The following is a 14,106-nucleotide window of genomic DNA, read 5'->3' as shown; positions in this document are numbered from 1 at the left end:
AATTTCGTTCTGATTACCCGCCACTTTTGGAACATATAAAACTAATCGTAGTGAGTAACCTTCCAACCTCATCTTCATTGACTGGCTTTCGAGAGGAACGGTGACTCCCACATCTTCAGGGCAATTTAGAATCCTGCATCCATTAGGTCTTAGCATACCTCTACATATCAGGTACGCAGAAAAAGTATGAAGAATAATTATATATGGAAAATATTTTAAATGTTTCGCTGTGCAATCTATAAAACAGCCAAAATATCAATTTAACAGCTCTATTATTTTCTTCTCTATCTCTTCTTTGGGCCTGTTAGTTATGTTGGCTAGTCCCTCTGCAAAGATTGTAGCGTACTTAAGTATGTACTTTCTTTTTTTCTCTTCTTCCCTTTCTCTCCTTATCTTAGATAGATACTTCTCAAGTTCCCTTGCACATATCATAAGGGACTGTCTGATCTCGTTGTATATCTCTTCGTTCTCTTCAGAACTACAGGCAATAGCCTGTTTTCCCGCAGATGTGTATGGTATGTGGGTAGAAACGAGATTTACAAACACTGTTAAAGGTATATCCTCCTCGTTTTTAAGGCCATATCTCCTCCAGTTTATACTCTTTACAGCACTGGTTATACCACAACCTGATGCGTCAAAGAGTAGAGGTACATGATTCGCAAACCTCATTATCTCCATCTTCCTGGTATTGTCGGATTCTCTCCCTGCATTTCCCCCGTAGGCTAAACCTACTTCAACTGCAAAGGGTATCCCTCCCTTGTAGGTTTTAGGCTTCCTAGTTATAGCTTTTACAAATTGAGGTTTAAGGGTTTTTAGGGATTTTTCAATATTTTCTGCACCTATAGGCCTCAGTCCTGTGGTAGAAGGTGCTATAAACTCCATATCCTGGAGTGCTCTTACAATCAACTCTGCATCCTCCCACTTCATTTCCTTAGAAGGTTTATCTAATAGTCTTCTTATCTCCTCTCTAAGTTCTTCTAACTCCCTCTCAGATAGCATACCTTTATCTTTCAAGGCCTCTACAAATTCCTTAGGTTTCCTAGTTATATCTCTAAGTTTTTTCTTCAGCTCTTCCATTGTAGAGGCACTTAGATAGTTCCTCTCTGCAAAATCTATGAAGTTTTCAGGTTTCTTTTTGAAATGTCTTTTAATCTCTTTCAGTTTTTCTTCACTTAACTTGTCTATTAGGTACTCCATTATTAAGTATTTTAGATAATATGCCTTCAACTGGGATAAACTCTCCGGTAGGGCATTTATTATCTCCTTAACCTCTTCCAACTCCTTTTTATCAAGATACTGGGAGAACTTCTTTAGGTATCTCTTAATATTCACCTTGAGATAACATTTTAATATTAAGTCCCAGAGTGCACTCCCTCTGTATCTCTCCAGTATCTTGTCCCTGAGTATGTAGTCCTCAAGTTCTTTAACTTTATTTGGAGTTACTCTAGACAGTTCCTTAACTAACATGGTGGAAATCTTCTTTGCCTTAGTCTTCCGTGATATGTAAAGAAGTTCATCGGGGGTTAAACCGTAGGGGTGGGGTTTTATCTCCTCTGGACGCTCAGGAATCTTATCAACTGTTCTCTCAAATACAACAGTTTCCTCTGGATCCACAAGTGTTATCCTTGCATGGGGAGTGGATAAGCTTATTCTCCTTAGATACTCGTAAGGTCCTTGCTCCCTTCTACTGTAAGTAACCTCTTTAAACTCTCCTTCTACTCTTGTACCTCTCCAATATCCTTTTTCCACTTTATGTGATAGAATATCCCCCTCGTTCTTTTCAATATTCATTTTTACCTCCATTATGTGAATCTCTCCATCTCCAGTGGAGGTTGTTATCTTCAGAGGTTTTCCAGTTGTTATCTGGGCAAAGAGAAGCACTCCTGCAGCTCCAATACCTTGCTGTCCCCGGGATTGCACAAAGCGATGCATCTTAGAACCTGCCAACATCTTACCAAATACCTTGGAAACAAATTCGGGGGGTATACCAGGCCCGTTATCCTCTACAGCAACTCTATAGTGATCTGTTCCAAGTTTTTTAATCTCCACCTTTATATCAGGTAGTATTTCTGCCTCCTCACAGGCATCTAAGGCGTTAGTTACTAACTCATGGATTATAGTTGTCATACTCCTTAACTTACCACTGTATCCAAGCATATGCCTGTTCTTCCTGAAAAATTCAGAGATAGAATGTTCCTTAAACTCTTCAAATATAGGACTCTTTTCACCCATAATTTCACCGAGAGTAGTATATAACTAACTACTATAGATAAAATACCATAAAAATTAAACCTCTGGTAAAAATAAGGTTATTATAAAGTTGTATTAAATTTGCTATTGATTAGGATATTATTAAAAAAATAGAAATAAAAATAGTATTTTTTATTTCCCACGTCTTCTGTTAGCCTTTATACTTGGTCTTACCTTCTCTGCTCCCTTACCTTTGTTCCTCAATCCTCTACCTTTTTTACCTGCTGAAGTTAAACCTCTGAATACCCTACCTTTGTGTTTTCCTGTACATAACCAGTTGTATCTAGGGTCACTCATGATAGCTGGGTGGTGGGGATCTACTAGAATTACCTCATACCACTTGTATTTTCCATCTTCACCAACCCAGTAGGAATTCAACACCTCTAGGTTTGGGTATTTCCTAGCAGCCCTCTCCTCTGCTATTCTCTGGATAGATTTACCCATGGTGATTTTTTTAACCCCCAAGGTTGCAGGTTTCTTGGAACCTGTAGGTCTTGGTTTCCTCAACCCACCTCTTCTTACCCTAACCCTTACTACAATAATTCCCTGTTTTGCAGTATATCCTAAGTTCCTAGCCCTATCTATTCTTGTAGGCCTTTCGATCCTTACAACTGCAGGTTCTCTTCTCCACTTCTGCATCCTTTCCCATAACAGGCTCTTAACGTAAGATTCTCCTGGAACCTTCCAAGCCTCCCGAATGTACTTGTATATACCCATAGTTATCCCTTTTTAAATGTTTTTAATACTTACATAAAAATATAAAAATAAAAAAATGTGGTTTTACATAGCTAATCCATGATATATTAACTTAACGGTTATATATAATCAATAAAGTGGAATGAATAATAAAAAATAGAATTTAACGATATGAAAAAACAGGGAGGTTTTACCTTTGAAGTGCTAGGTATATTTATGTATTATTTTATTTTTTATAATATATGTTATAAATTAATATTTTATATAATTATGCATGTAACTTTTTAAAACTATATTAAAACTATAATTATAATTAAAAAAAATAATTATAATTAAAAAATACCTAGTGAACAAGAGACCTGAAATTGATCTTATAGTATAAACTCTCTGTATTCCTTAGTTTCAGTATTCAACACACCAACAGTGGCAGTGCCAGTTAAGTAGCCACAGCACTCCCCAGGGTTTATCACCAACACTTCATTCTCTTCTTTAAACACTTTTTTATGGGTATGGCCGTATATAACAACATCGTACTTTCTAGATCTTATAACTGCATCCAATACCTCACTGTTTGTACCATGTAGAACGAAGAACTTTAAAGAATCTATCTTAAATGTTAGATAGTCATCTATCTCATTTTCAGGGTTTAACTCTTTTAACCATTCCTTAAGTTTTGTCCTCTCCCCATCGTTGTTGCCGTAGGTTGCTAATATCCTGCCATTAAAATTTTTAAACTCCTTTATAACGAAGAGAGAGACAAAATCACCACAGTGTATCAGCGTATCCACCTTCTCCCTGTTGAATACCTCTATAGCCTTCCTTATATTAGGTAGATAGTCGTGGGTATCTGAGAAGATACCTATTTTCATACTATCACCTCAGGGATTTAATAACTTCGATCATACCTCTAACTGTATACTCCTTAGGTATATATCCCTTAAACCCATAACTCTCTACAACACTGTTGGTAATAGGTCCTATAGACACTATATAATGATCCTTAAGTATCTCCAAAAATTCTTTATCTAGGTTTTTAAAAAAATTCCTAACTGTTAAACCACTTGTAAAGGTAAATACTGCTTTATCTTCCTCCTCCAATAATTCATTCTTTAGCTTCTTAATTCTATATCTTAAATCCTCTGGCTCCTTGGAGTAATATACATACACAACATCTCCCCGTAGGTGCTTCGAAAGTACATCTCTTGTTGCTGGAGTAGTAGGGATTAAAACTTTCTCATCTGCAATTACCTCTTTTAACGCCTTCAAGAGATCCTCAGCAGTGTATTTGTCAGGCACTATATCCACATCTCTTTCGAATATCCTCTTAAACTCTTTTGCAGTTTCCTTTCCTATTGCACCTATCTTTTTATCTTTAATTTCTTTCAATCCTTTCTTATCCAAATTCCTAAATAAACCTCTAACACCTCTTGGACTTGTAAATACTATCCACTGGTATTCTTCTATGTCTACAGGTACGTCTCTATATACAATCTCTAACGTAGGTAGAAGTACAGGTTCAAATGCACCTACCTCTTCTAATAACTTGGCAAACTTTTTACCTTCCTCTAAAGGCCTTGTTATAACAACTTTCATCCTCCCATCCTTAAATTGTCTTGAGATTGAGATCCCTTAAGCATTTTCTCAGCCTTTCCAAATTATCCTCTATCTCCACCATCCTGTTGAAATCCCTTTCCATCTCCTCATCTTTACACTCTATCAGCTCCATCTCCCTACTACTTTTTATGTTATACTTCTCATAAAGTTCCTTTAACTCCTTCTCCAATTCAACAATTTCGCTCTCAAAGACATCTTTCATAGATTTCAAAATAACACTGTTGTCGATACTTTTTATCTTTTCTCCCATCCTATCACCTATCTTTCAATATGTGATAGTAGTACTGTGCCCTCCTTCCTGGGTTTTCACTTTCGTATATATCTCTTCCAACAATTATATAATCATCTTCATCTAAAATATTCAATACCTTATTTAAATCTCCTCCCTGTGCTCCTATCCCAGGAGATAGGACAGGTATATCCCCTACAATATCCTTTATAGTTTTCAATCTCTCAGGCCTTGTAGAAGGTGCCACTACACCATCCACCTTTAATCTCTTCGCCATCTCTGCCAACTCATCTGCAACTGGCTGTATAAACTGAATTGCCCCCCTGTGGGACATCTCTGTAACCATAATAACCTTCTTATAATTACCTTTTTCACCGTATTTTTTAGCCACCTCCTGCACTGCCCTTATACTATCTTCTCCAAGGAATCCATGGCATATAATTCCGTCTCCATACCTTAACGTCAGAGATGCTATCTTCTCATTTGTAGATGGAATATCTGCTAACTTAAAATCACATATAATCTCCTTTTTTGTAATCTCCTTTATTCTATCTACTATACTTAAATGGGAAGATAGCACCAAGGGATAACCAACTTTAATAGCATCAACGTATTGGAAAACTTCCCTAGAAATCTCTATAGCCTTATTTTCATCTGTTACATCTAATGCCACCATTAACTTTACCATGACTTCACCATGTTTTTATTTTGATAATCAATACACCTAAACTAATAATGGAATTTTCCTATTTTTTAATGTTTTATGATAACTTGTATTAACAATTACCTTTAGTAATAATTTAAAAGTCATATAATCCTGAACAAAATTAATTAACTAAACAACAGCTATCTGGGAGATTGGATAATAATTATAATAATAATTATAAAGAGAAAATTATAAAATAAATCATCATTTATTATCTCCTTTTTTAGTCTATGGATTTATAGTTATTAATTAAAATGACAAAAGTGTAGATACTAAAAGAATACCAACAGTATTGTTAAAAGGTAATAATACTCAATATCCCTGTTATAAACCTTACTCTTCTTCCAATATCCAGGAGTAATAACTAAAACTTAACAACAAATCCAGTATTCTCAATAAAATACTTAGGATTAATAGTAAAAATATAATCTTAAAAAACTGTTAAACTTTATAATAAAGAATTAAATACAGATGGAAAAAACAAATTTCTCTCAAAACCAGAAAATAATAATAAAGAATGAGAACAGATGAAAAAGTAAAAGTTTTTATCCCTGGATTATATTGTATACTGGGGGAGTAATACAGGATTTTATATTAAACCTTCTTTTTTAAGAGATTTTTATTTTTTTATTTATTTCTGATTTAACAATCGTTCTTACTTTGATAATTTTTCTAGTCCCTTCTATACATATTTTTTATTGGGAGGTTCTGAAAGGTTGTTGTTTAATTAAAATTAAATTTATACTATTGATATAAAAACCATAAAATATTATAATTCTATACTGTCTATTATCATAAATGATCTGAGGTGTATAGTATGAAATTTGGATGGATATATGTAAGTGGTACTACCTGGGACGAGAGAAAGGAGATAGTAAAAGACGCCTTAGAAAGTTCTATTCCCGCAGTTTATGTTCCCAAGGAAGACATTAAAAAAGTTAGAGAGTTGGGAAATATAAAGGTCGCATCTAAGGATCTCGATGCAGATATTGTCATAATAGAAAAGAGTGGAGATCTCGATATACTGAGAAAGGCTAAGGAGTTGGGAAAGGAGACTGGAATATACATACCTATAGAAAGTAAAGAAGACGAAGAGTACGCCGCCGAGGTAAGTAAATATCCATATGTAGATTACATCATAGTGGAAGGTAAAGATTGGACGATAATTCCACTAGAGAATCTTATAGCAAAACTTACAGATAGTAACGTTAAGATAGTAGCTGTTATAGAGGATGTAGGGGAAGGGAAAACAGCATATGAAATACTGGAGAAAGGAGTAGATGGTACTCTACTACGTTCCAAGGATACCAACGAGATCAAGGATTTCTCAAGGATGATAGAAAAGATAAACGCCGAGAGGGTGAAGTTGGATTACGCCACTGTGAAGAAGGTAGAGCCTATCGGCAGTGGAGATAGAGTATGTATAGATACCTGTACTATTATGGAAGAAGGGGAAGGAATGTTAGTTGGATCCTACTCGAGGGGACTATTCCTAGTCCATGGAGAGACTGTAGAGAATCCATATGTTGCCACAAGACCTTTCAGGGTAAATGCTGGCCCTGTGCACGCCTACGTTCTCTGTCCAGGTAATAAGACAAAGTATCTAAGTGAGTTAAAGGCTGGAGATAAGGTTTTAATAGTTAATAAAGATGGAATAACGAGGGAGGCTGTGGTTGGCAGAGTGAAGATAGAGAGGAGGCCGTTAGTACTTGTCGAGGCAGAGTACAAGGGAGATATATTAAGGACTATCCTTCAGAATGCAGAAACTATAAGATTAGTTGGGGAAGGTGGGAAACCCATCTCTGTAGTGGACCTGAAAGAGGGGGACAGGGTACTTATAAAATTCGATGAGAGTGCCAGGCACTTTGGAATGGCTATAAAGGAGACTATAATTGAGAGGTAAGGTGTTATAATGGAGATCTCCATTGGGAAGGTGGAGAAAAGGCTATACAGTATCTTAGAAAGTGAAGGTGCTCTTTATTTTGTACTTGTGGATCCTGAAGATAGGAATATCTCACAGATATTAGAAAAGGTTGAAGAGTATGCAGATGCTGTAATTGTTGGAGGAAGTATTGGAGTATCTAACTTAGATGAGATTACAAGAGAGATCAAAAAGATAGTTAAAGATATACCTGTTATACTCTTCCCTGGAAACATAGATGGACTGACACCTTACGCAGATGCAGTGTTCTTTATGTCCCTTATGAATTCTAACAACACCTACTGGACAACCTTGGCACCTACCTTAGGAGCACTTATTATCAAGAGGTATTCTTTAGAACCTATACCTATGGCTTACTTAGGTGTTGAGCCTGTTAGGAAGACTGCAGTAGGTTTTGTTGGAGAAGTAAATGAGATACCCCAGAGAAAACCTGAGATAGCTGCCATGTACTGTCTCTCTGCAAGGTACTTTGGGATGAGATGGGCCTATTTAGAGGCTGGAAGTGGTGCAGAGTGTCCTGTAAGTGACGAGATGATCAAGGTTTCCAAGGAGTTAAGTGGTATCAACATCATAGTAGGAGGAGGTATAAGAACTCCTGAAGTGGCTTACAGAAAAATAGTAAGTGGAGCAGATGCTGTTGTAACAGGTACTGTTGTAGAGGGAAATCCCTCTATTATGGAGGGCATATGGAGTGCTGTAAAGAAAGCGGGAAGGGAGAAGTTGAGGTGATGGTGTATGTGTATCTTCTGTAAAATAGTTAAGAAGGAAATACCTGCAAAGATAATATACGAGGACGAAAAAACTATGGCATTTTTAGATATAAACCCAAGAAGTAAGGGACACACCTTGATTATACCTAAGGAACACTATGAAACCTTTGAAGAACTTCCAGAAGATACTGCCTTAGCTCTAATTAGAACTATTAAGAAGGTTTTAGAGATACTAAAACCTCTAAATTTTGATGGTTATAATATACTAAATAACAACAAACCTACTGCTGGACAGGAAGTGCCTCATCTACACTTCCATATAATACCAAGATATAATAATGAAAAGGAGGAAGTTATTAAACTGTCTCCCCCAGTTGAGATGGATTTAGATAAAGTGCTGGAGGAGTTGAAAGGGATAAAGAGCTAAGGTACTTCACAGCTAACCTCTACGAGATGTTAATGATTACTTTTTTTATTTTTATAAGAATAATTAAAATCAAAATCTGTTAAACTTTCTGTTTCTATTCTTTCTAATTATTTCCAATATTTTTATTCGCTATTATTTTGGTTATATTTATTTTACTCTATTTTCGAACTTTATATTTACCTTGGGACAGATGTATTTGTAGTCTTCCCTTAAGGATCTGGATGTACTCCTTACTTATCCCGTAAGGACAATACCTAATTATAGTATTGTTTATCTCTCCCTCATAGTATATGATTATATAACCATAGACGTAGATTTTCCAGATTTTAAGTACTTTTTTTATTCAAAAATTTACAAATTTTACCATATAAGTTGATAAAAGAAAAAGAACTTTTTCATAACTCCACCTTAGAACAGTGACTGTATCAATATATAGACGATGAAAATCAACATATAAATGATGAAAAGTAGCACTACCAGTAACAATGCAACGACAAACGCTTTCTTTAAATCCAGATTCATTGCATATTTTATTCCATAGGTCCATAAACCTAAGGTCCACAGAGTAGTTACAATACCAATTGGGGTTATAAATGTATAAATCTTGTCCGCAACTTCAGGAGTAAGTACCTGGTTATTAGAGAAGAAGTAATAACTTACTAAAATAGAGATCAACACTCCTATAATAGTTGGAAAGTAACCGTACCCAGTAAATTCCATGGTCCTCTTAAAAGAACCCTTTCCCTTAAATAATTTAGAAATTAGATACATTATTCCTGCTGCTAACAGCCATCCTATAGATATAGATAGGAAAGCTACTAATATAATGAATATTAAAGATACAGTTAGTATCACTAATATATCTGATGAACAGAGATCGAAACCTGCTGATGTTAAGAAAAAATAATAGAAATAGACACAGGTATAGATAGCATCGAGCACTGAAAGGATAAAAATAATTATAAAGGGTGTTGTAAGGGAAGGTTCTTTATTGGATAGATCTCTAAAGAATCTATCTGGATTTAGAATTAACTCTTTTATATTCATCTTTTCCCTCAATTTATAATATATCGGATATATTAGAATATATTGTTTATAATATTTTTATATTATATAATCCTTCTATTTAAAAAGAGTTACTTACAAAATAATTAAAGGTTAAAACGTCTTTATTTTTATCTTCATTAAAATCTATTGGGATAAAATGAAAGTACTCCTTATAGACCCTCAGATATCTGGTATATCGGGTGATATGTTACTATCTGCACTTATAGATCTAACAGGAAATGTCGATATAGTGTATCAAATATCTCAAGCTATAGAGGAGTTGAGCAATTGTAAAAGATTTAAAGTGGATATCAGAGAGGAAAAGATAAATGGAATAAGAGCGAAAAGACTCCATATAGATATAGTGGAGGACAGACTTAAAAATCCTTGGGATCTAAAAAAGGCTATGGAGGAAGTGATAAATAAGTTGGAACTCTCGGGGAAGGTAAGGAGTTTATCTTTAAACATCTTAGATGATCTTATATCTGCAGAGATGAGGGTACATGGGGATAAAAATATCCACCTTCACGAGATCTCTTCTCTCGATACCATTTTTGACATCTTAGGAAGTGTTGTATTACTTGAGAGGCATGGATACTTAGATGGTAAAATTTACTCCACACCCCCTGTATTAGGTTGCGGATATATACAGATAGAACATGGCATCCTTCCTGTACCTGCTCCAAGTACCTTGGAGATACTGTGTAAATACGGTATAAAATACATAAATCCCCCATATATCACCAACTTTGAACATACTACACCAACAGGTATAGCCATACTGGCAAATATTGTAGATAGAGTATTGGATAACTATCCTGAGATGATACCTTTAAAGGTAGGATATGGAGGAGGCTCTAAAAGGTTGGAGAATGTACCAAACGTTCTGAGAGTAGTTGAGGGAGAGATTAAAGATAATAGAGAAAGTATTGTAGTCCTTGAAACAAATGTAGATGATATTTCTGGTGAGATTATTGGGAACCTCTACGAGATACTATTTAAGAGAGGTGCTAAGGAGGTTTTCGTTGTAAATGGTATAGGAAAGAAGAATAGGCCTACTCATATCATTACTGTAATTACAGACTATAGGAATCTCGACAGGATGGTGGAGACACTTATGGAGGAGACTGGGACCTTAGGAGTTAGAGTTAAAGAAGTTGGTAGGATAAAGGCAGAGCGTAGTATAAAAGTGCACAATATTAATATAAAGGGAAGATCCTACAAAATTAGAGTTAAGGTATCTTATCTAGGGGATAAATTGATAAATGCAAAACCTGAATACGATGATATAAAGAGAATAGCAGAGGATATGAATATTCCCCTTAGAGTAGTTCTAAAGGAGATAGAGAAAGAAGTATCTAAGATCTACAGGCACCTAAAACACCTTTAAGTCTATACCTTCGATATATGCTCTCTTTCCTTCCACTTCTACTACAACTCCAGAGTGTACCTTCTGCATCATACTAAAGTCCATCTTTTTCCTGAATAACTTTGGCAAAATGAGGTATTGGACAACCTAAAGGCCTGTAGTGTATGTGATCTCCAACTTCTAATTCAACTCTTTTTGGGATCAGTAAGGTTTCCCTACAGGATGGCTCGCCAGGTAGGGATCCAGTATAAAATCCCCTCTATATCCATCGATTGTACCAGCTATTTCGATATTTTTATTGTTATAATTTTTATCTAATCCTTAGTTCTCTCACATTCTCTAGCTCTCCATACTTGTCATACCCTCCAATAACAGTGATCTCTCTGATATCCATAGTTAACCTCTCTGTTATTCTAAACCTTTCCAAATGTATCTCCTCTCAATCCCTTCCTCAGAGTCTCTAAAGAGATTACATCTTCATATGAAATATTCCCTAAATTAACATCAGGCCCAATATTGAGTATAAAATAAACCTGTTGATTCTTCTGAGGAGCCTCGAATATCACCTTTTCAAGAGGGACCGAATTTACTAAGATTTTAAAATCCTCCTCTTTAACATTACCTTTACTATCAAAGAGACCTATAGATTTTCCACTCTCCCTACCCTCCACAATTACGTAATCTGCACCTATATCTATATCTCTGTTTATCAACTCTATTCTCTCCTCTAAGGTTATCTTTCTATCCATTTCTACACTCTTTTTTCCAACCTCTGTCAATACAGTAAAACCCCTCTCTATCGCCTTCCTTATAATATCTTCCCTCTCTTCTAAACTTAGAGTTATAGAGCCATCTGATATCTCCACGGTTTCAAAACCTAACTCCTCACACTCCTTTAGATACTCCTCAAATAGCCCTTTGGAGTAGGAAACCTCAAATAGAGTACCACCAGGATAGGCCTTTATCCCGTATTTTTTGTATATCTCGATCTTCTCCTTTACAATATCCCTATCTATTACTGCAGAAGTACCCCATCCAAATTTAACAAAGGTTATATACTCCCCACATACTCTAAGATAGTCTCTTAGGAATTCTGGAGACAGCCCTTTATCTAATACAACTGTGATACCTAACTTCTCTCTAGATTTTCTTAGAAATTCAAAGGCCTTCATACTTTCAACTCTTTTAATATATTTTAAGATGTTATTATTATAAGAAAATTTTTGATAGTAAATTATACTATAGTATAAATAATATCTATTGTAGTATTAATGTTTTATATATTTTGTGGATGAAATAACTGCTTTATTGTGTATCCAATTAGGGTTTTGACAATAATTTTTTAAAATAAAAGAATGATAGAGTAGCCCAAAATCAGTAATTTAAAATCCATTAATTAGTAATAAAAACAGTATAAAAGGAGCTATGGGATCTAATATTATAAGAAGTGTATTAGGGACTTAAAAAAGATAGTAAATCTTTCATTATTTTTAATTAGAACTGAGTGTTGTTATTTTACACTAACTACTACACCAGTTATAGATCTTCTACCGTAATCTACCACCTTCACATCTACAAAGGATCTGAGCTCCAGCCCTTCCTCCTTTATACCTACCAGTATTGGATAGGTACCAAGTTGTCTACCAAAGTACAGGTTTTTCTCTTTCACTTCTAAGAGCACATCCCTTAATACAGTACCCTTTGGAATAACCCTCTTCAACATAGGTTTATCTATTTCTTCCCTAACCTTTTCTTTAAAACTTAGGAATAATTTTTTCCTTTTCTTCGCTTTTTTAACATCTCTAGTATCTATGTTAGTACCGTAAAAGGGTACTACCTGCCTTATATTTATCCTCCGCAACATCAAGCCCCTATCGTATATCTCCTTTAAATACTGATAGTTTATCTTAAAGGTTCTCTTGGACTCTCCCTTTAACCCAAAGAGTAGGTTTATACCTGGGAGTAGATAGGGAAGACCACTTGGACCCTTCCTACCTCCAACTTCGTTCAGTATCTCCACCGCTTTAAGAACATCTTCTGGAGTTGTTAGTAAGTTGTTCATCTTAATTACCTTCTCGTCGAAACTCTCCACACCAAAGGCAGCTACGTTTCCACTTGTACAGTACTTCACCAGTATCTTGGCAACCTTCCTGCTCTCCTCCTCATGTCTAGCTATTACTGCAGGGTTGGCGTTATCTATGTGGAGTACCTTAGGCTTAGCCCTGCTCCATATACCTTTAAATAACTTTTCTATAGCCTCAACGTTAGGTTTAGGTATCTCTTCTCTCTCACTTTCTACTGACTTGTAGGAGAATATGCAGGGTTGTCTACCTATCCTGAAGTATCTAACACCTTGGTTATACAACTCTCCTATCTCATCAACTATATCCTTCTCATCTCTGAACTTTGGAGTACCGAAGCGTCTCGGCTCTGTACAGAAGGAACATCCTCCACTTAAATACCTGGAACATCCTCTGTAGGTTTCTATCTCTGCAACTACATAGGGGTAGTTTGGATGCTCCTTTACAATCTTTGCCCCTTTTATTGCAAACTCCCTTATACTTTTGTAGTCTCTAAGTTGATAGTATTCTCTGTCTATTTTTTCAAGGTTAAACCTATTTTCAATGAGATCGGAAAGAAGTTTCTCAAGATCTCCTTCTGCTACAAGATGGAAGAAGGACTTATACCTTTCTTCATCCTTTAAGATACCTCCCTCCATGGAAGATCCAAATCTCGTCCCTGCAGGACCTCCTAAGATCTTAATACCTCTATAGTTGTATAAGATAGAGACTATCTCTTTTAATGTAGCAGGTTTGACATTTAGATACTTCCCAGGTGTATGAAACCCACATATAGCTACTATTATATCGAATTTATTTAGATCATAACCTCTTTTCAACTCTTCCCTTAACTTATCTATAGTAATGTAATGGACATCTCTATATCCATAGTGGTAGAAGACTCCAGCGGCGTACCTTGGATATGTACCTATATAGGGAGGTACTCCCAATCCTGCAGGTTCATCAGTATATCCATCCAGTATTAGGAATTTCATATTCTCACATTAAAACCGTAAATTATATATACAATAATATGAAATAATAGGAAACATATTT

The 14,106-nt window shown here is 35.5% G+C and carries 13 protein-coding genes and 1 pseudogene; 4 read left to right on the top strand and 10 right to left on the bottom strand.

The window, feature by feature from the left end; genetic code table 11:
• Positions 1–255: 255 nt before the first annotated feature.
• The 6 genes from MHHB_RS01180 to pyrF all read right to left on the bottom strand — a co-directional run bounded on the left by MHHB_RS01180 (position 256) and on the right by pyrF (position 5,477).
• On the bottom strand, positions 256–2,232 hold the full coding sequence (locus MHHB_RS01180; RefSeq protein ID WP_131006789.1) for a DNA topoisomerase VI subunit B: 1,977 nt from the start codon (positions 2,230–2,232) through the stop codon (positions 256–258).
• 150 nt (positions 2,233–2,382) lie between these two features.
• Complete coding sequence (locus tag MHHB_RS01175) at positions 2,383–2,967, bottom strand: 50S ribosomal protein L15e (protein ID WP_131006788.1); 585 nt, start codon at positions 2,965–2,967, stop codon at positions 2,383–2,385.
• A gap of 350 nt (positions 2,968–3,317) precedes the next feature.
• Positions 3,318–3,815: an MJ0936 family phosphodiesterase gene (locus tag MHHB_RS01170; RefSeq protein WP_131006787.1), complete on the bottom strand. Its 498-nt coding sequence runs from the start codon at positions 3,813–3,815 to the stop codon at positions 3,318–3,320.
• Positions 3,816–3,819: 4 nt separating this feature from the next.
• Positions 3,820–4,539: a uroporphyrinogen-III synthase gene (locus MHHB_RS01165; protein ID WP_131006786.1), complete on the bottom strand. Its 720-nt coding sequence runs from the start codon at positions 4,537–4,539 to the stop codon at positions 3,820–3,822.
• 10 nt (positions 4,540–4,549) lie between these two features.
• Positions 4,550–4,810: a hypothetical protein gene (locus MHHB_RS01160; protein WP_131006785.1), complete on the bottom strand. Its 261-nt coding sequence runs from the start codon at positions 4,808–4,810 to the stop codon at positions 4,550–4,552.
• Positions 4,811–4,814: 4 nt separating this feature from the next.
• On the bottom strand, positions 4,815–5,477 hold the full coding sequence (gene pyrF / locus MHHB_RS01155) for an orotidine-5'-phosphate decarboxylase (RefSeq protein ID WP_131006784.1): 663 nt from the start codon (positions 5,475–5,477) through the stop codon (positions 4,815–4,817).
• Positions 5,478–6,312: 835 nt separating this feature from the next.
• On the opposite strand from pyrF, the gene MHHB_RS01150 reads away from it, so the two are divergent.
• From MHHB_RS01150 to MHHB_RS01140, 3 genes are read left to right on the top strand one after another with little or no spacing between them, the layout of a single operon-like run.
• The gene (locus MHHB_RS01150; protein ID WP_131006783.1) at positions 6,313–7,398 is read left to right on the top strand and encodes a 3-dehydroquinate synthase II; all 1,086 of its coding nucleotides are present in this window, start codon (positions 6,313–6,315) and stop codon (positions 7,396–7,398) included.
• Positions 7,399–7,407: 9 nt separating this feature from the next.
• A complete protein-coding gene (locus MHHB_RS01145) occupies positions 7,408–8,166 on the top strand; it encodes a geranylgeranylglyceryl/heptaprenylglyceryl phosphate synthase (RefSeq protein WP_131006782.1) in 759 nt (252 codons plus the stop codon).
• Between the two features lie 6 nt (positions 8,167–8,172).
• On the top strand, positions 8,173–8,574 hold the full coding sequence (locus MHHB_RS01140; protein ID WP_131006781.1) for an HIT family protein: 402 nt from the start codon (positions 8,173–8,175) through the stop codon (positions 8,572–8,574).
• A gap of 408 nt (positions 8,575–8,982) precedes the next feature.
• Here the strand turns inward: MHHB_RS01140 and MHHB_RS01135 are convergent, their stop codons facing one another.
• Positions 8,983–9,621 (bottom strand): Yip1 family protein, encoded by a 639-nt coding sequence (locus tag MHHB_RS01135; RefSeq protein WP_131006780.1) that lies wholly within the window; start codon positions 9,619–9,621, stop codon positions 8,983–8,985.
• Positions 9,622–9,778: 157 nt separating this feature from the next.
• On the opposite strand from MHHB_RS01135, the gene larC reads away from it, so the two are divergent.
• Positions 9,779–11,011 carry a nickel pincer cofactor biosynthesis protein LarC gene (larC, locus tag MHHB_RS01130; RefSeq protein ID WP_131006779.1) on the top strand — a complete coding sequence of 411 codons (1,233 nt, stop codon included), beginning with the start codon at positions 9,779–9,781 and terminating at the stop codon, positions 11,009–11,011.
• Here larC and MHHB_RS01125 read toward each other — a convergent pair.
• From MHHB_RS01125 to MHHB_RS01115, 3 genes and pseudogenes are all read right to left on the bottom strand, one after another.
• Positions 10,997–11,278 (bottom strand): annotated as a pseudogene (locus tag MHHB_RS01125) ((Fe-S)-binding protein); the annotation flags it as partial. The gene larC and the pseudogene MHHB_RS01125 overlap by 15 nt on opposite strands.
• A 125-nt stretch (positions 11,279–11,403) precedes the next feature.
• Positions 11,404–12,162, bottom strand: coding sequence for a phosphosulfolactate synthase (comA, locus tag MHHB_RS01120; protein WP_131006778.1), 759 nt, complete (start codon positions 12,160–12,162; stop codon positions 11,404–11,406).
• A 338-nt stretch (positions 12,163–12,500) separates the two neighbouring features.
• Positions 12,501–14,045, bottom strand: coding sequence for a radical SAM protein (locus MHHB_RS01115; protein ID WP_131006777.1), 1,545 nt, complete (start codon positions 14,043–14,045; stop codon positions 12,501–12,503).
• Positions 14,046–14,106 lie beyond the last annotated feature (61 nt).

The sequence above is a fragment of the Methanofervidicoccus abyssi genome (assembly GCF_004310395.1).
GTDB classification, from domain to species: Archaea; AGJL01; Methanococci; order Methanococcales; family Methanococcaceae; genus Methanofervidicoccus; species Methanofervidicoccus abyssi.
Note: the sequence above shows the minus strand (reverse complement) of the source record. Positions and strands in the feature narration are given on the sequence as shown.